The organism is Streptomyces sp. NPDC000348 (genome assembly GCF_042898795.1).
In the GTDB taxonomy this organism is placed as follows: domain Bacteria; phylum Actinomycetota; class Actinomycetes; order Streptomycetales; family Streptomycetaceae; genus Streptomyces.
Window position 1 is genome coordinate 263,077 of the sequence record NZ_JBIAZD010000003.1, and the last position, 16,895, is coordinate 279,971.

The following is a 16,895-nucleotide window of genomic DNA, read 5'->3' on the forward strand; positions in this document are numbered from 1 at the left end:
GGGCCGCGTCTACTTCCGGTTGTACAGCCGCATCGTGACCGGCCCGAAGACCACCACGAACAGTCCGGCCCAGCCCAGCGTCCAGGCGATCTCGTCGGCCGGCCAGTCACCCGCCATCAGTCCGCGCACCGCGGACGCCAGGTGCGTGACGGGGCTGTTGTTGACGAACGCCTGGAGCCAGCCGGGCATGGTGCGCGGGTCGACGAAGACGTTGGACAGGAAGGTGAGCGGGAAGATCACCATCATGCTGACGCCCATCACCGACTTCTCGGTGCGCAGCATCAGCCCGAACATGGTCCAGATCCACGAGAAGGCGAACGAGAACAGCACCAGCAGCGCGATCCCGGCGAGCACTCCGGCCACCCCGCCGTCGGCGCGGTAGCCGAGGATCATGCCGACGGTCAGCATCACGACCGACGCGATGGTGTAGCGCAGGGCGTCGCCGAGCAGATAGCCGACCATCGTCGACGGCCGCCAGATCGGCAGGCTGCGGAACCGGTCGAAGACGCCCTTCTCGATGTCCGTGTTGACCGAGACGCCGGTGTACATGGTGATCATCACGACCGACATCACCAGGATGCCGGGCAGCAGGAACTGGATGTACTCCTTCGGCGACCCGGCCAGAGCCCCGCCGAACAGGTACGTGTACATCAGCACCATCATGATCGGGAACGCCGTCACGTCGAACAGCTGCTCCGGCACATGCTTGATCTTCAGGATCGCCCGCCAGCCGAAGGTCAGCGAGGCCGACCACGCGCCGGGCCGCGGCGGCCGCTCCTCGGCGACCAGCAGTTCGGCGAGGGAGTCGGTGCGCACCGGGGCGAGCTCGGCGCTCTCGGTGGTCGTCGTGGTGCTCATGCCGCCACCTCGTCCTTCGGGTCGTGGGAGCCGTCCTGGCCGGATGCGTGCGTGTCGTGGCCGGTGAGGGCCAGGAACACCTCGTCCAGGCTGGGCTGGCCGAGTGAGAAGTTGTCGACGGTGACGCCGGCGCGGGCCAGTTCGCCCAGCGCGCGGGCGGCCTGTTCGGCGGCCGTGTCGCGGTTCGCGGAGGCGGCGAGGCGGGCGGTCAGCGCCACCGGGTCGGGCTCGGTCTGCACCCGCGCGTCGAGGACGCGGCGCAGCAGGTCGGCGGCGAGCGGCCGCTGCCGTGGATCCCGCAGCCGCAGATGGACGGATCCGGCGCCGACGGACGCCTTCAGCTCGCCCTTGGTGCCCTCGGCGATCACCTTGCCCCGGTCGATGACGGCGATCCGGGACGCCAGCTGGTCGGCCTCGTCCAGGTACTGCGTGGTCAGCAGCACCGTGGTGCCCTGGGCGACGACCGCGCGCACGATGTCCCACACCTGATTGCGGCTGCGCGGGTCCAGGCCGGTCGTCGGCTCGTCGAGGAACAGCAGGTCGGGGGTGTTGAGGATGGACGCGGCGATGTCGATACGGCGCCGCATGCCGCCGGAGTAGTGCTTGACCTGCTTCCCGGCCGCGTCCGTGAGGCCGAAGGCCTCGAGGAGCTGGGCGGCGCGGGTGCGGGCGGCGGGCTTGCGGTGGCCGAGGAGCCGGCCCAGCAGGACCAGGTTCTCGGTGCCGGTGAGGTCCTCGTCCACGGACGCGTACTGGCCGGTGAGGCTCACCCGGCCGCGCACCTCGTCGGCCTCGCGCACGATGTCGTGACCGAAGACATGGGCCTCGCCGCCGTCGGGCCGCAGGAGGGTGGCGAGCATCTTCACGGTGGTGGTCTTGCCGGCGCCGTTCGGTCCGAGGACTCCGTACACCGTGCCGGCCGGCACGGTGAGGTCGACGCCGTCGACGGCCCGTGTCCCGCCGAAGGTCTTGACCAGGCCCGCGGTCTCGATCGCCGGGCCGGACGTCTGCGTGCTCATGCTTCGGGTCCTTCCGCATGCTTGGGCTACGCATGGACAGACTTTTACGATCGCCCGAACTCATCGCTCCCGCACGAGGATGTCCGGGGACCGGTCCCGCGGCCGAGGAAAGGGGCGACCCGGGTCGTGGGACGCGGTGCACCGGACCCACCACACCCCAGGAGTACCGTCCCCCTCATGTATGCGATCACGATTCCCGAACCCGGTGGGCCCGAGGCGCTGGTGTGGGAGGAGGTCCCCGACCCCGTGGCCGGCCCCGGCGAGGTCCTGGTCGAGGTGGTGGCCGGTGCCGTCAACCGGGCCGACATCCTCCAGCGGCAGGGCTTCTACGACCCCCCGCCCGGCGCCTCCCCCTACCCCGGCCTCGAATGCTCCGGACGGATCGCCGCGCTCGGCGACGGGGTGAGCGGATGGGCCGTCGGCGACGAGGTCTGCGCGCTGCTCGCCGGCGGCGGCTACGCGGAGAAGGTCGCCGTCCCGGCCGGGCAGCTGCTGCCCGTCCCCCGGGGGCTCACCGTCGACCGGGCCGCGGCGCTCCCGGAGGTCGTCTGCACGGTCTGGTCGAACGTCTTCATGGTCGCCCACCTCCGCCCCGGCGAGACCCTTCTCGTGCACGGCGGCTCCAGCGGCATCGGCACGATGGCGATCCAGCTCGCCAAGGCCGTCGGCGCGCGGGTCGCCGTCACCGCCGGCACCGCGGAGAAGCTGGAGCGCTGCGCCGAGCTCGGCGCCGACATCCTGGTCGACTACCGTGAGCAGGACTTCGTCGCCGAGCTGAAGAAGGCCACCGACGGCGCCGGCGCGGACGTGATCCTCGACAACATGGGCGCCGCGTACCTGGACCGCAACGTCCAGGCCCTCGCCGTCAACGGCCGGCTCGCCATCATCGGCATGCAGGGCGGTGTGAAGGGGGAGCTGAACATCGGCGCCCTCCTCGGCAAGCGCGCCGCCATCAGCGCGACCTCGCTGCGCGCCCGGCCCCTGGAGGAGAAGGCGGCGATCGTGGCGGCGGTACGGGAACACGTCTGGCCGCTCGTCGCCGACGGCCGGGTCCGCCCCGTCGTCGACCGGGAGATCCCGATGCCGGACGCGGCCACCGCCCACCGGGTCGTGGAGGACAGCGGCCACATCGGCAAGGTCCTGCTGATCACGCCGAACTGATTCCGGACGGCCGGGCCGGGGTCCGCCCCCGCTTCCGGCGCGGCATGCCGGCCGCGTCCTGCGGGGCGGGTTCCCGCCCGGTGCGGCACCGCCCCGCGCGTGCCGCCCCGGCCCGTCAGGACCCCGTCCGGCGCTCAGGACGTGCCGCGCCCCTGGCGCATGCGCAGGGCCACGAAGGCGAGGCCGAAGCCGAGTCCGATGAGCATCAGACCGCTGCCGAGCGGCAGGATGCGCAGCACGGGCTCGGCGGAGGCGGCCGCGTCCGGCTCCGCCGCCCGCGAGGTCGCCGAGGGCACCGGAACCGCCGCCTGCGACGTCGGGGTCCGCGGGACGGTGTCGCCTTCGCCGGGTGCCCGGGTCACGGTCCCGTCGTTCTCCGGGCGCGGCACGCCGGCCGCGTCCGGCCGCTCGCGCACGCCCTCGGCGCGTTCGGGCTTCCGGGGCACGGCATCCGCGTCCCCGTCGTCCGCACCGTCCCGGCCGCCGTGCCCATGCTCCCGCGCCTCCCGCGCCTCCCTCTCGACCCTCTCGTGCCGCCCCGGCCGGTCCCGGTCCTCACCCGGCCGGCCCCGGTCCTCACCCGGCCGGTCCCGGCCCTCACCCGGCCGGCCCCCGGCCCGCGACGGCTCCCCGGAGGGCGACGACCGGGGCGATGACGGGGACGACGAGGACGAAGTGGACGACGGGAACGACGGGGACGGGGGCGAGGGGACGGCGCCGACCCCGTACGTCACCTCCGCGCCGGGGGACGCCGCGGCAGGGCCGTACGGCATCACCGCCGCCCCCGTGACCAGAACAACCGTCGTCCCCACTGCACGCAGCCATGGAGTCACGACCGTGACCTCCCGCGCCGACCGGTGCTCGGTCGCACCGTCGGCAAGATGGGCCGGATGGACGCCCAACAGCCTGTCATTCCAGGATGTTTCCGGCATTCCGGATGCGCCCGTCAGGGGGACCCCCGGAAGAACCCCCGCTTCCGGGGGCACCGCCGAAACGGCACACGGCCGTGCGCGACAATGGCGGCATGGAGATGCCGAGGAACGAACGGTCGCCGGAGAATCCGCAGATCCTGGTCGTCGGCCAGGACGGCATGGCGCTCGGCGCCGGCGCCGGCGCCGGAGACGAGGACTCCCGCGAGACCCCGCTCACGGAACAGGTGGAGCAGCCGGCGAAGGTCATGCGGATCGGCAGCATGATCAAACAGCTGCTGGAGGAAGTGCGCGCGGCTCCCCTGGACGAGGCCAGCCGGGTCCGCCTCAAGGAGATCCACGCCAGTTCGGTGAAGGAACTGGAGGACGGCCTGGCCCCGGAGCTGGTCGAGGAGCTGGAGCGGCTCTCCCTCCCCTTCACGGACGAGACCACCCCGAGCGACGCCGAGCTGCGGATCGCGCAGGCCCAGTTGGTGGGCTGGCTGGAGGGCCTGTTCCACGGCATCCAGACCACGCTCTTCGCCCAGCAGATGGCCGCGCGCGCCCAGCTGGAGCAGATGCGCCGCGCCCTTCCGCCGGGCGTCGGCGACGGTCAGGAGGACTCGCACCTGGGCGGCCGCTCGGGCGGCCCGTACCTGTGACCGCCCCGCCGTCCCCGCCCGGGAGAAAAAGAAACGGACGACACGGACGACACGGATGACGAAGGGGCCCGGCATCGGATGCCGGGCCCCTTCGCCGCGAACGCGCACGGCCGGGATCAGGACGGGGGGTTGCCCGTCGAGACCTTGAGCGTGATCTGCGGCATGTCCTCGGGGTCGACGTCCGTGCCCGCCGGCGGGAACTGGTCCCGGACGGAACCCTCGCCGTAGGTGTTCTCGTCCACGTCGAGGACCTTGAAGTCGCCCCAGCCGGCGGCCTGGAAGCACTCCTTGACCGACCCGATGTACTTGAACTTGAAGTTCGGCATCCGGATCTTGTCGGGGTCGTTGTACGACTCCTCCGGCTCCTCGCACTCCTCCGTGTCGATCGTCTTCGACGTGTCGGGCCCGCGGTAGCCCGCCGCCGTGCTCGCCGACGCCGACGCAGAGGCGGTGCCGTCGCCGCCGGCCTGCGGGTCCTCCTCGCCGCCGTTCGTCATCAGCGCCGCGATCAGCCCGCCGACGGCGACGAGCGAGACGACGATCGACCCGATGACCACCGGCTTGTTCCGGCCGCCGCCCGGGCCGGACGTCCGGGGCGTGAGGTCGTACGGCGGCGGGGTCTGCGGCCCCGGCTGCGGCGCGTACGGCGACGGGGCGTGCGGCTGGTAGCCGGCCTGCTGCGGGTAGCCGTACGCCGGGGAGGGCGCGGGCGGCGCCGGGGTGCCGTACGGGTGGGGTGCCGGTGTCGGCCGGTACGGCGTCTGCACGTTGCCCGTGGGGGCCGGGGTCGCCCGGTCGACCGGCGGGAACACCGCGGAACCGACGCCCGCGCCGCTCTGCGCCTGCGTACCGGGGACGATGCTCGGCGGGGCCGCATGGAAGGACTGCGCCACCCGCAGGCACTCCCCGCGCATGGACTCCGCGCTGGGGAAACGTTCGTTCGGGTTCTTCTTCAGCGCGCGGGCGATCAGCGCGTCCACGGCCGGCGGCAATGAACGGTTGATCGAGGACGCGACCGGCGGCTCCTCCTGGACATGCGCGTACGCGATGGCCAGCGGCGAGTCCGCGTCGAACGGCAGCCGCCCGGTGACCAGCTGGAACAGCATGATGCCGACCGAGTACAGGTCGGAGCGGGCGTCCACGCCCCGGCCGAGCGCCTGCTCCGGGGAGAGGTACTGCGGGGTGCCGACGACCATGCCGGTCTGCGTCATCGACGTCACGCCGGACTGCATGGCGCGGGCGATGCCGAAGTCCATGACCTTGACCACGCCGCGCTTGGTCATCATCACGTTGCCCGGCTTGATGTCGCGGTGGACCAGCCCCATCTCGTGGCTGATCTCCAGGGCCGCCAGGACGTCCGCGGTGATCTTCAGCGCCTTGTCGGCGGGCATCGCACCCTGCTGCCGCACGTCCTCGTCGAGCACGGACCCCAGCGGACGTCCCTCGACGTACTCCATGACGATGTACGGCGTCGTCATGCCGTCCACGTCGTCCTCGCCGGTGTCGAAGACCGAGACGATGTTGGTGTGCGTGAGCTTCGCCACGGACTGGGCCTCGCGGCGGAAGCGCTCGCGGAAGGCCTGTTCCCGGCCGAGTTCCGTGTGCAACGTCTTGATCGCGACCTGGCGGTCGAGCACGCTGTCGTAGGCGAGGTGGACCGAGGCCATGCCGCCCTGGCCGAGCAGGTCCCGCAGTTGGTAGCGTCCGCCGGCGAGCGCCCGCCCCGCGCCTCGGCCCTGTGCGCCCTGCTGGCTCATGTTCCGCGTCCCCCGTAGCCTCTCCGGCGTCGCCGTCGGTGGCCGATCCGTCGTAGATCCCATGCGCTATTCCCGGCCAAGTCTGCCCCAGGCCACTGACACGTCAAGCGCGGTGCCCGTTCCGTGACCGTACGCGAAAGAAGCGTCGCGGAAGCGTTACAGCGGTCGTACTGCCGGTACACGGAATTTGCACGACAGTACGGAGTACGGGTTTCATGGCCGGTCCGTCTCGTGCCGGTGCTGGCAGCCCGTCCCGGACCGGGGGCACACGCTGAGGCTGTAGCGTGGCCGACGAAGACCGTAACAACACCGCGCGCACCGCGGGCAGAAACGACGGCGAGGACTGATGGCACAGCAGCAGCGCGCTCAGGGCCCGTCCGACCCCGAGGCGACTGGCGGCGGCATCTCGGACGCGCCGGACAACTGGGGCAACGGCGGGCTCGTCGGCGACGGCCGGTACCGGCTGACCCACAGGCTCGGCCGGGGCGGCATGGCCGAGGTGTTCGCCGCCGAGGACGTACGTCTCGGCCGCACGGTCGCCGTCAAGCTGCTGCGCGCCGACCTCGCCGAGGACCCCGTCTCCAAGGCGCGCTTCACGCGCGAGGCGCAGTCGGTGGCCGGTCTCAACCACCACTCCATCGTCGCCGTGTACGACTCCGGCGAGGACGTCGTCGGCGGCCAGTCGGTGCCGTACATCGTGATGGAGATCGTCGAGGGCCGCACCATCCGCGACCTGCTGATGAACGCCGAGGCCCCGGGCCCCGAGCAGGCGCTGATCATCGTCTCCGGTGTCCTGGAGGCGCTCGCCTACTCGCACCAGCACGGCATCGTGCACCGCGACATCAAGCCGGCCAACGTCATCATCACCCACAACGGTGCCGTGAAGGTGATGGACTTCGGCATCGCCCGCGCGCTGCACGGCGCGTCCACGACGATGACCCAGACCGGCATGGTCATGGGCACCCCGCAGTACCTCTCCCCGGAGCAGGCCCTCGGCAAGGCCGTCGACCACCGGTCCGACCTGTACGCCACCGGCTGCCTGCTGTACGAACTGCTGGCGCTGCGGCCCCCCTTCACCGGTGAGACGCCGCTGTCGGTGGTCTACCAGCACGTCCAGGACATCCCCACGCCCCCGTCGGAGGCCTCGGACGCCTGCCCGCCGGAGCTGGACGGGCTGGTCATGCGCTCCCTCGCCAAGGAGCCCGACGACCGCTTCCAGACGGCCGAGGAGATGCGCGGACTGATCCAGTACGCGCTGCAGATGCTCTACGAGCAGGGCGGTCACACCGGCACCTGGAACACCGGCCCGGTGGAGACGCACGAGGGCCCGCGCACCCCGGCGGCCGGCTTCGCGGGCACGGCCGCGATGCCGCACCCGGACGTCTCCGGTACGGCGGCGATCCCGCAGCCGATCCTGCCCGCCGGGTACGGCAGCGGGGACGACGGCGGCTTCGAGGGGCACGGCAACAAGGGCAGCGGTCGCGGCAAGCTGTGGATCCTCGCGGTGCTCGCGGTGATCGCCGTCGCGGCGGGTGTGGCGCTGGCGATGAACGGCGGCGGAGGCGGGGGCGGGGAGAAGCCCGAGACGTCCCCGTCCGTGACGCAGTCCACCGAGGACGAGAAGACCAGCGAGAGCCCGAGCGACGAGGCGACCGAGGAGACGACCGACCCGGGCACGGAGACCGAGACCGACCCGGGCACGGGATCCGGCGGGAACTGGGACCAGCCGTACACGCCGCCCGTGACGCCGTCGGAGACGGAGACGGAAGCGCCGAGCGACCCGCCGACCACCACCCAGCCGACCGAAACGGGCGGTACCGACGCGGGCGGCACGGACGCCGGTGGCACGGACGCGGGCGGCACGGACGCGGGCGGTACCGACGCGGGCGGCACGGACGCGGGCGGTACCGACGCGGGCGGCACGGACGCGGGTACCGACGCGGGCACCGACACCGGGACCACCCTCGGGAACGTGGGCGGCTGAGCCGCCCTCCGCGGCACGGCTCCGCCCCCGCGGACGACACGAAACCCGACCCTTCCCGTGCCCGGGGTGGCCGGGATAACGTGCCGTTGCTCCGGCCTCCTGCGAGGCTGTGACCAGCGCGCCTTCACCGCCTTCCCCGATTTACTTGGAAATCCAAGCAAAATCGCAGGTCAGAGGGGTTTCACAGAAATGTGGAGCACTGGGTAACGTGCCTTTTGCAGGGCGCTCGCCGGGGCACCTGTCACGCCTGTTCCCGGTCGAGTGGCACCCACCCCGTGCCCGGTGGTCGAGAACAGGTGAGCCGCACTGGCCTACCGGCAACCCCGGGGGCCGGACCGACGGAGGAGCACACGTGACCGTGGAGAGCACTGCCGCGCGCACACCGCGACGCAGCGCCGGAACGAAGGCCGGCACCACCGGCACCAAGCGCACCACCAGCACCACCAAGAAAGCCGCCGGCGCCACCAAGAAGGCGGCGGGCGCCAGGAAGAGCGCCGAGCCCGCCCTCGTCCAGCTGCTGACGCCCGAGGGCAAGCGCGTCAAGAACGCCGAGTTCGACCGGTACGTCGCCGGCATCACCGCCGACGACCTGCGCGGTCTCTACCGCGACATGGTGCTCACCCGTCGCTTCGACGCCGAGGCCACCGCCCTGCAGCGCCAGGGCGAGCTGGGCCTGTGGGCCTCGCTGCTCGGGCAGGAGGCGGCGCAGATCGGTTCCGGCCGGGCGCTGCGCGACGACGACTACGTCTTCCCCACCTACCGCGAGCACGGCGTCGCGTGGTGCCGCGGGGTGGACCCGACCAACCTGCTCGGCATGTTCCGCGGCGTGAACAACGGCGGCTGGGACCCCAACGGCAACAACTTCCACCTGTACACGATCGTCATCGGCTCGCAGGCCCTGCACGCCACGGGCTACGCGATGGGCGTCACCAAGGACGGCGCGGACAGCGCGGTCATCGCCTACTTCGGCGACGGCGCGTCCAGCCAGGGCGACGTGGCCGAGGCCTTCACCTTCTCCGCGGTCTACAACGCCCCGGTGGTGTTCTTCTGCCAGAACAACCAGTGGGCGATCTCCGAGCCGACCGAGAAGCAGTCCCGCGTGCCGCTCTACCAGCGCGCACAGGGCTTCGGCTTCCCGGGCGTCCGCGTGGACGGCAACGACGTGCTGGCGAACCTGGCCGTCACCAAGTGGGCCCTGGAGCGGGCCCGCGCCGGTGAGGGCCCGACGCTGGTCGAGGCGTTCACGTACCGCATGGGCGCGCACACCACCTCCGACGACCCGACCCGCTACCGGGGCGACGAGGAGCGCCTGGCCTGGGAGGCCAAGGACCCGATCCTGCGCCTTCGCCGCTATCTGGAGGCTTCGAACCACGCGGACGAGGGATTCTTCGCGGAACTGGAGACCGAGAGCGAGGCGTTGGGCAAACGAGTGCGCGAAGCGGTCCGTGCCATGCCGGATCCGGACCACTTCGCCATCTTCGAGAACGTGTACGCGGACGGACACGCGCTCGTGGACGAGGAGCGTGCGCAGTTCGCCGCCTACCAGGCGTCGTTCGCGGACGCGGACGGGGGTAAGTGACATGGCGGAGACCGTGACATCCAAGAACATGGCCCTGGCCAAGGCGATCAACGAGTCGCTGCGGCACGCCCTGGACGCGGACCCCAAGGTCCTCGTCATGGGCGAGGACGTCGGCAAGCTCGGCGGCGTGTTCCGGGTGACGGACGGACTGCAGAAGGACTTCGGCGACAGCCGCGTCATCGACACCCCGCTCGCCGAGTCGGGCATCGTCGGCACCGCGATCGGCCTGGCCCTGCGCGGTTACCGGCCGGTGGTGGAGATCCAGTTCGACGGCTTCGTCTTCCCGGCGTACGACCAGATCGTCACGCAGCTCGCGAAGATGCACGCCCGCTCGCTGGGCAAGGTCAAGCTCCCCGTCGTCGTGCGCATCCCCTACGGCGGCGGCATCGGCGCGGTGGAGCACCACTCGGAGTCCCCGGAGTCGCTGTTCGCCCACGTGGCGGGCCTGAAGGTGGTCTCCCCGTCGAACGCGTCGGACGCGTACTGGATGATGCAGCAGGCCATCCAGAGCGACGACCCGGTGATCTTCTTCGAGCCCAAGCGGCGCTACTGGGACAAGGCCGAGGTCGACACCGAGGCGATCCCGGGCCCGCTGCACACCGCGCGCGTGGTGCGCGAGGGCACGGACCTCACCCTCGCGGCGTACGGCCCGATGGTGAAGCTCTGCCAGGAGGTCGCCGGCGCGGCGGCCGAGGAGGGCCGCTCCCTGGAGGTGCTGGACCTGCGCTCGGTCTCCCCGATCGACTTCGACTCCCTCCAGGCCTCGGTGGAGAAGACGCGCCGGCTGGTCGTCGTCCACGAGGCACCGGTGTTCTTCGGTTCCGGCGCGGAGATCGCCGCGCGGATCACGGAGCGCTGCTTCTACCACCTGGAGGCCCCGGTGCTGCGGGTGGGCGGCTACCACGCCCCGTACCCGCCGGCCCGCCTGGAGGAGTCCTACCTCCCGGACCTGGACCGGGTGCTCGACGCCGTCGACCGCTCGCTGGCGTACTGAGGAGAGGGCCGTGACGACGATGACGAACGCGTCCGTACGCGAGTTCAGGATGCCGGACGTGGGCGAGGGCCTCACCGAGGCCGAGATCCTCAAGTGGTACGTCCAGCCGGGTGACACGGTCACCGACGGCCAGGTGGTCTGCGAGGTCGAGACGGCGAAGGCGGCCGTCGAACTGCCCATCCCCTACGACGGCGTGGTCCGCGAGCTGCACTTCCCCGAGGGCACCACGGTGGACGTGGGCACGTCCATCATCGCGGTGGAGGTCGCCGGCGGCGCGGCCCCGGCGGCGGAGACCCCTGCCCCTGTCTCCGCCCCCGCATCCGCCCCCGCCGCGGAACCCGAGGAGCAGCCGGCGGCCCGCCAGCCGGTCCTGGTCGGCTACGGGGTGGCGACGTCCTCGACGCGCCGCCGCCCCCGCAGGGCGCCGGCCCCGGACACCGCTGCCCGGCAGGAGCTGAACGGGCACGCCCCGGCGGCCCCCGCCGCGGGAGGTGCGCCGCGTCCCCTGGCGAAGCCCCCGGTGCGCAAGCTGGCGAAGGACCTGGGCGTCGACCTGGCGACGGTCACCCCGACCGGCCCGGACGGCATCATCACCCGCGAGGACGTCCACGCGGCGGTGACGCCCGAGCCGCAGGAGCCGACGGCCCCGGCGGCCGTAGCCACCACCCCCGCCCCCGCTCCCGCCGCCCCGGTGTCGTACGACACCGCCCGCGAGACCCGCGTCCCGATCAGGGGGGTCCGCAAGGCCACGGCGGCGGCGATGGTCGGCTCGGCGTTCACGGCACCGCACGTCACGGAGTTCGTGACGGTCGACGTGACGCGCACGATGAAGCTGGTCGAGGAGCTCAAGCAGGACAAGGAGTTCACGGGCCTGCGCGTGAACCCCCTCCTGCTGATCGCCAAGGCCCTGCTGGTGGCGATCAGGCGCAACCCGGAGATCAACGCGTCGTGGGACGAGGCGGCCCAGGAGATCGTGGTCAAGCACTACGTCAACCTGGGCATCGCGGCCGCCACCCCGCGCGGCCTGATCGTCCCGAACATCAAGGACGCCCACGCCAAGACGCTGCCGCAACTGGCCGAGTCCCTGGGCGAACTGGTGTCCACGGCCCGCGAGGGCAGGACCTCCCCGTCCGCGATGCAGGCGGGCACGGTCACGATCACCAACGTCGGCGTCTTCGGCGTCGACACGGGCACGCCGCTCCTCAACCCCGGCGAGTCCGCGATCCTCGCGGTCGGCGCGATCAAGCTCCAGCCGTGGGTCCACAAGGGCAAGGTGAAGCCCCGCCAGGTCACCACCCTGGCCCTCTCCTTCGACCACCGCCTGGTCGACGGCGAGCTGGGCTCCAAGGTCCTGGCCGACGTGGCGGCGATCCTGGAACACCCGAAACGGTTGATCAGCTGGGCCTGACGCCCGCGAACCGCTAGGTTCATGGGACAGGAGGGGCGCCGCAACGTGGTTTTGCGGCGCCCCTCCTGCTGTCCCGGAATCAGACCTGCTGGAGTACGTACACCGGCGCCCCGCCCTCGGCCCCACCCCGCGAGCGAATACAGGCGTGCGTGCGCAGCAGCCTCAGACACTCGTTGACGCGCCGCACGGAAAGCCCCGTACGGGCGGCGATCGACTCCAGCGGCTCGCGCAGCTCACCCTGCTCGACGAGCACCGGGGCGATGACCACGGCCACCGCCCATACGTCCTCGGTCACGGACAACCGCTGCCGCCAGTCGGCCAGTACCGACTCGGTGGTGGGCGACGCGGCGAGGTGGCCATGGTGAGGCCGATGCCGGAGGACGAGGGTGTCGAACCGGTCGGCGATGCGCTCCAACGCCCGGACCATGGCCTGCTGCACGGCGAGGGTGGACTGCTGAACGGAGAGCGTGGCCTGTTGCGTGGCCAGCATCTCCCGTTGCATGGTCAGCATCTCTTTTTGCAAAGTGATCGATTCGCGCTGCCCGTTCGCCAGCTCCTCGTCCAGCTGAAGGTTGTGCGCCTCCAGCCGGACGATGGCCTCGGCGACCTGCTCCGGCATGGCGTAGGCGATGGGGGCGCCGGGTTCGGCGGGCTGCACCTCGGCCTCCGTCAAGGTGTAGTGCCCTTCCTGCTGCACTGCTTCGATCACCTCGGCCACCCACTGTTTGAAGGGTGCGCAGGCCGGTTTCGTACAGGCGTTGACGAGCAGGATCAGACCTTGCAGATCGATGAGCTGAAGGTCTCGACGCCAGTTCCGACCTGCGGGAATGCTGAGACAGTGACTTCCAGTCACTGTCTCGAGATTGTCTCGATGGTCCTCCGGAACATGGTCGAGGAGCGCCTTGCGGGGGGTGGTGTATCCCAGCGACTTGCAGACGTCCACCGCTGGGAACCAGTGGCTTCCGTTCGGCATGGTCAGCCGCCGGACCCGTTCCCCGGTCGCCGCGTAGACGAAGTCGCTGATGTCGATGGCCCCGGTCCGGTCGGCGGAGCCGGACTGCTTGCTGGGTTCGTTCATGTGAATTACCTCCGCTGCGGAACGTAGAGCGGGGCGGAACGCATATGCCAGCCAGTTCGATGATGTTCACGACTGCGAGCGAAAGTAAACGGAAGCGCTGCGGCGGCTCATGACGACGTGTATGGCGGGCGTCCGGGGCGACGGCGAGATCGTCGGCGCGGTGACATTTCTCAGCACCGCTCTCCACCTGCGTAAACGCTGAGACCGTAAGCTCCGGTTACGGTCTCGGACATCTCTCGGCGTTCCCGCGACGAAGGCATGGGAAAGGGGCCCACCCGGCGCGGGTGGGCCCCTTTCCCGGTTCAGCGGTGTCAGATCTTGCCGAAGCCGTAGCCCAGGAGCTTCTTCGCGTCCTTCTCGCGCTGGGTGGCGGAGGAGGAGGCGAGGACCGTGCCGATGACCGTCTTGCCGCCCCGCGTCGCGGCGAAGACCAGGCAGTACTTGGCCTCCGGGCCGGAGCCGGTCTTCACGCCGATCGTGCCGCTGTAGCTGCTGAGCAGCGTGTTCGTGTTGGTCCACGGCGCCATCGTGCGGATGCTGCCCGTCTTGGTCGTCGTCTTCGCCGTGTACTTCTTCGTCTTCACGATCGAGCGGAACGTGGAGCTCTTCATCGCGCTGCTGGCGATCTTCGTCAGATCGCGCGGCGTCGAGTAGTTGCTGCCGTTCCCGATGCCGTCGAAGGAGTCGAAGTGGGTGTTCTTCAGACCCAGCTTCGTCGCCTCGGAGTTCATCTTGCCGATGAACGACTTCACGCGGGCCGCACGCGTCGTGCCCGAGCCGAACTTGTCCGCCAGCGCGTACGCCGCGTCGCAGCCGGACGGCAGCATCAGCCCGTACAGCAGCTGGCGCACGGTGACCTTGTCACCGACGATCAGCCGCGCCGACGAGGCGTTGTTCTTCACGATGTAGTCGCTGTACGCCTTCTGGATCGTGACCTTGGAGTCCAGGTTCAGGTTCTTCTGCGCCAGCACCACCTTCGCGGTCATGATCTTCGTCGTCGAACCGGTCGAACGACGGGTGTCCGCCGCCTTCGTGTACAGCGACTTGCCGTTCGCGTTGTTCATCACGAAGCCGCCCTTGGCGACGATCGTGGGCGCGGCGGCGGCCTGCGCGGGCGCCGCGTAGAGGACTCCGGAGGCGATCACGGCGCCGGTGGTCACGGCGACGCCGGCGGCTCTGCGGATACGGATGCCCTGAATGTCGATCTTCAAGTCGAATACCCCGATTACCTGGAATGGCCTTGCTCTGCGGCCAAGTTGAGGTGCGGCCCATAAGGGGGCCGCGTTTTTCTGACGCGCGGCGCATGCGGATGGTTGTGCGCGAGTCGGCGTTCTCTTCCGACTTCTCCGAGTCCGTATCGTGGATGGATTCTTCCATGCGTACGTGTTGTATCTATCCTGTTCGCATGAGTACGGCCGCCGTGAGGCAACCACCCGCCACCGACCGCGTCTACACCCACGTCAAGCAGGGCGTCCTGGAGCGCCGTTACGAGGGCGGGACGCTGCTCACCGAAGGTGAGCTGGCCGAGGCCGTGGGGGTCTCGCGGACCCCCGTGCGTGAGGCGCTGCTGCGGCTGGAGGCCGAAGGGCTGATCAAGCTCTACCCGAAGAAGGGCGCCCTCGTCCTGCCCGTCTCCGCGCAGGAGATCGCCGACGTCGTCGAGACCCGGCTGCTCGTCGAGGAGCACGCCGCCAGGAAGGCCGTGCCCGCGCCGCCCGGGCTCATCGAGCGTCTCGAGGAGCTGCTCGCCCGGCAGAAGGAGCAGGCCGCCGCCGGCGACTTCGCCGCGGCGTCCGTCACCGACCGGTGCTTCCACGCCGAGATCGTCCGCAGCGGCGGCAACGAGATCCTCTCCCGCCTCTACGACCAGCTCCGCGACCGCCAGCTGCGGATGGGCGTCGCCGTGATGCACTCCCACCCGGACCGCATCGCCAAGACCCTCGCCGAGCACGGGGAGATCCTCCGGGCGCTGCGTTCCGGTGACGCGGAGGCGGCCGTCGAGGTCGTCCACCGGCACGTCGGCTGGTTCTCCCACCTGGCCCGGGGGGAGGTGCGATGAGCGGCACCCTGCCCGGGGATCCTCCCGGCGGACGGCGCGCCCTCGCGGTGTGGGGGATCGGCGTCTCGGTCTACTTCGTCGCCGTCATCTTCCGCACCTCGCTCGGGGTGGCCGGCCTCGACGCCGCCGACCGCTTCGACGTGGGCGCCTCCGCCCTGTCCACCTTCTCCATCCTCCAGCTGCTGGTCTACGCGGGCATGCAGATACCCGTCGGGCTGCTGGTCGACCGGCTCGGCACGAAGAGGGTGCTGGGCATCGGTGTCGTGCTGTTCACGGCCGGGCAGCTCGGCTTCGCGTTCTCACCGTCGTACGGCATGGCGCTCGCCTCGCGGGCGCTGCTCGGCTGCGGTGACGCGATGACGTTCATCAGCGTGCTGCGGCTGGGCACCCGGTGGTTCCCGGCCCGGCGCGGGCCGCTGGTCGGGCAGATGGCGGGACTGGCCGGCATGGCGGGCAACCTCGTCTCCACGCTGGTCCTGTCCCGGCTGCTGCACGGCATCGGCTGGACGGCGGCGTTCGCCGGGAGCGCGGTGGCCGGTGTCGTGGTGTTCGTGCTGCTCCTGCTGTTCCTCAAGGACCACCCCGAGGGGTACGGGCCGAAGCCGGTTCCGCACCAGGGCGCCGCCTACGTACGCCGTCAGATCGCCGCCTCCTGGCGGGAGCCGGGGACGCGGCTCGGACTGTGGGTGCACTTCACCACCCAGTTCCCGGCGATGGTGTTCCTGCTGCTGTGGGGCATGCCGTTCCTGGTGGAGGCGCAGGGGCTGTCCCGGGCGGCCGCCGGTGAGCTGCTCACCCTCGTCGTGCTGTCCAACATGGTCTTCGGGCTCGTCTACGGCCAGGTCATCGCCCGGCACCACGGGGCACGGCTGCCGCTGGCGCTGGGGACGGTGGGGGCGACGGCGGTGGTGTGGGCGGCCACCCTGGTCTATCCGGCGGACACGGCGCCGACGTGGCTGCTGGTGGTGCTGTGCGCGGTGCTGGGGGCCTGCGGGCCGGCGTCGATGATCGGGTTCGACTTCGCCCGGCCGGCGAATCCGGCCGAGCGGCAGGGGACGGCGTCGGGGATCACGAACATGGGGGGCTTCGTGGCCTCGATGACGACGTTGTTCGCGGTCGGTGTGCTGCTGGACGCGACGGGGGACGACTACGGCGTCGCCTTCTCGTCCGTGTTCGTGCTGCAGGTGCTGGGCGTCACCCAGATCCTGCGGCTGCGGGGGCGTGCGGCGCGGGTCGAGCGGGAGCGGCTGGTCGCGAGCCGGGTGAGCTCGGTGCACGTGCCCGTGTGACGGCGCCCGCTGTGGGGGCTGGGCGGGGGTGGGCCGCGCGGCCCGGTGCTTGCGGGGTACCGGCGCGCCCACCCTCCCCCACTCCCGGCTCCGCTCGAGCGGGGACCCCCGTCCGCCCCTCGGCACGACTGCCCGTGGT

14 protein-coding genes are annotated in these 16,895 nt (G+C 71.2%); 8 read left to right on the forward strand and 6 right to left on the reverse strand.

Annotation, left to right across the window (positions count from 1 at the left end):
• Positions 1-9: 9 nt before the first annotated feature.
• Positions 10-858 (reverse strand): ABC transporter permease, encoded by an 849-nt coding sequence (locus tag ACFY3N_RS08080; protein ID WP_390815778.1) that lies wholly within the window; start codon positions 856-858, stop codon positions 10-12.
• Positions 855-1,877, reverse strand: coding sequence for an ATP-binding cassette domain-containing protein (locus ACFY3N_RS08085; protein ID WP_390815779.1), 1,023 nt, complete (start codon positions 1,875-1,877; stop codon positions 855-857). The genes ACFY3N_RS08080 and ACFY3N_RS08085 overlap by 4 nt, the downstream gene beginning before the upstream one ends.
• A gap of 177 nt (positions 1,878-2,054) precedes the next feature.
• Here ACFY3N_RS08085 and ACFY3N_RS08090 point away from each other — a divergent pair, with 177 nt between their 5' ends.
• A complete protein-coding gene (locus tag ACFY3N_RS08090) occupies positions 2,055-3,038 on the forward strand; it encodes an NAD(P)H-quinone oxidoreductase (protein ID WP_390815780.1) in 984 nt (327 codons plus the stop codon).
• Positions 3,039-3,172: 134 nt separating this feature from the next.
• Here ACFY3N_RS08090 and ACFY3N_RS08095 read toward each other — a convergent pair whose 3' ends face one another.
• Positions 3,173-3,484, reverse strand: coding sequence for a hypothetical protein (locus tag ACFY3N_RS08095; RefSeq protein WP_390815781.1), 312 nt, complete (start codon positions 3,482-3,484; stop codon positions 3,173-3,175).
• Between the two features lie 578 nt (positions 3,485-4,062).
• Here ACFY3N_RS08095 and ACFY3N_RS08100 point away from each other — a divergent pair.
• Complete coding sequence (locus ACFY3N_RS08100; protein ID WP_390815782.1) at positions 4,063-4,608, forward strand: bacterial proteasome activator family protein; 546 nt, start codon at positions 4,063-4,065, stop codon at positions 4,606-4,608.
• 116 nt (positions 4,609-4,724) lie between these two features.
• On the opposite strand, the gene ACFY3N_RS08105 is transcribed toward ACFY3N_RS08100, so the two are convergent.
• Entirely contained in the window at positions 4,725-6,365 is a 1,641-nt protein-coding gene (locus ACFY3N_RS08105; protein ID WP_390815783.1) for a protein kinase, read from the reverse strand.
• 346 nt (positions 6,366-6,711) lie between these two features.
• Here ACFY3N_RS08105 and ACFY3N_RS08110 point away from each other — a divergent pair, with 346 nt between their 5' ends.
• The 4 genes from ACFY3N_RS08110 (at position 6,712) to ACFY3N_RS08125 (ending at position 12,330) form a co-directional block, all read left to right on the forward strand.
• A complete protein-coding gene (locus ACFY3N_RS08110) occupies positions 6,712-8,349 on the forward strand; it encodes a protein kinase (RefSeq protein ID WP_390815784.1) in 1,638 nt (545 codons plus the stop codon).
• Positions 8,350-8,701: 352 nt separating this feature from the next.
• Positions 8,702-9,928 carry a pyruvate dehydrogenase (acetyl-transferring) E1 component subunit alpha gene (gene pdhA / locus ACFY3N_RS08115; RefSeq protein ID WP_390815785.1) on the forward strand — a complete coding sequence of 409 codons (1,227 nt, stop codon included), beginning with the start codon at positions 8,702-8,704 and terminating at the stop codon, positions 9,926-9,928.
• Position 9,929: 1 nt separating this feature from the next.
• On the forward strand, positions 9,930-10,922 hold the full coding sequence (locus ACFY3N_RS08120; RefSeq protein WP_390815786.1) for an alpha-ketoacid dehydrogenase subunit beta: 993 nt from the start codon (positions 9,930-9,932) through the stop codon (positions 10,920-10,922).
• Between the two features lie 10 nt (positions 10,923-10,932).
• The gene (locus ACFY3N_RS08125; protein WP_390815787.1) at positions 10,933-12,330 is read left to right on the forward strand and encodes a dihydrolipoamide acetyltransferase family protein; all 1,398 of its coding nucleotides are present in this window, start codon (positions 10,933-10,935) and stop codon (positions 12,328-12,330) included.
• A 79-nt stretch (positions 12,331-12,409) separates the two neighbouring features.
• Here the strand turns inward: ACFY3N_RS08125 and ACFY3N_RS08130 are convergent, their stop codons facing one another.
• A complete protein-coding gene (locus tag ACFY3N_RS08130) occupies positions 12,410-13,408 on the reverse strand; it encodes a BRO family protein (protein ID WP_390815788.1) in 999 nt (332 codons plus the stop codon).
• Between the two features lie 311 nt (positions 13,409-13,719).
• Positions 13,720-14,619: a D-alanyl-D-alanine carboxypeptidase family protein gene (locus ACFY3N_RS08135; RefSeq protein ID WP_390815789.1), complete on the reverse strand. Its 900-nt coding sequence runs from the start codon at positions 14,617-14,619 to the stop codon at positions 13,720-13,722.
• Positions 14,620-14,813: 194 nt separating this feature from the next.
• Here ACFY3N_RS08135 and ACFY3N_RS08140 point away from each other — a divergent pair, with 194 nt between their 5' ends.
• Both ACFY3N_RS08140 and ACFY3N_RS08145 read left to right on the forward strand, forming a co-directional pair.
• Entirely contained in the window at positions 14,814-15,467 is a 654-nt protein-coding gene (locus ACFY3N_RS08140; RefSeq protein ID WP_390815790.1) for a GntR family transcriptional regulator, read from the forward strand.
• Complete coding sequence (locus ACFY3N_RS08145) at positions 15,464-16,756, forward strand: nitrate/nitrite transporter (protein ID WP_390815791.1); 1,293 nt, start codon at positions 15,464-15,466, stop codon at positions 16,754-16,756. The genes ACFY3N_RS08140 and ACFY3N_RS08145 overlap by 4 nt, the downstream gene beginning before the upstream one ends.
• Positions 16,757-16,895 lie beyond the last annotated feature (139 nt).

Excerpts from the sequence above, each read along its gene's own strand:
- ACFY3N_RS08090 (WP_390815780.1), top strand. The coding sequence starts at position 2,055 with ATGTATGCGATCACGATTCCCGAACCCGGTGGGCCCGAGGCGCTGGTG.
- ACFY3N_RS08145 (WP_390815791.1), top strand. The coding sequence starts at position 15,464 with ATGAGCGGCACCCTGCCCGGGGATCCTCCCGGCGGACGGCGCGCCCTC.
- ACFY3N_RS08085 (WP_390815779.1), bottom strand. The coding sequence starts at position 1,877 with ATGAGCACGCAGACGTCCGGCCCGGCGATCGAGACCGCGGGCCTGGTC.
- ACFY3N_RS08110 (WP_390815784.1), top strand. The coding sequence starts at position 6,712 with ATGGCACAGCAGCAGCGCGCTCAGGGCCCGTCCGACCCCGAGGCGACT.
- ACFY3N_RS08140 (WP_390815790.1), top strand. The coding sequence starts at position 14,814 with ATGAGTACGGCCGCCGTGAGGCAACCACCCGCCACCGACCGCGTCTAC.
- ACFY3N_RS08105 (WP_390815783.1), bottom strand. The coding sequence starts at position 6,365 with ATGAGCCAGCAGGGCGCACAGGGCCGAGGCGCGGGGCGGGCGCTCGCC.
- ACFY3N_RS08120 (WP_390815786.1), top strand. The coding sequence starts at position 9,930 with ATGGCGGAGACCGTGACATCCAAGAACATGGCCCTGGCCAAGGCGATC.
- ACFY3N_RS08130 (WP_390815788.1), bottom strand. The coding sequence starts at position 13,408 with ATGAACGAACCCAGCAAGCAGTCCGGCTCCGCCGACCGGACCGGGGCC.
- ACFY3N_RS08080 (WP_390815778.1), bottom strand. The coding sequence starts at position 858 with ATGAGCACCACGACGACCACCGAGAGCGCCGAGCTCGCCCCGGTGCGC.
- ACFY3N_RS08100 (WP_390815782.1), top strand. The coding sequence starts at position 4,063 with ATGGAGATGCCGAGGAACGAACGGTCGCCGGAGAATCCGCAGATCCTG.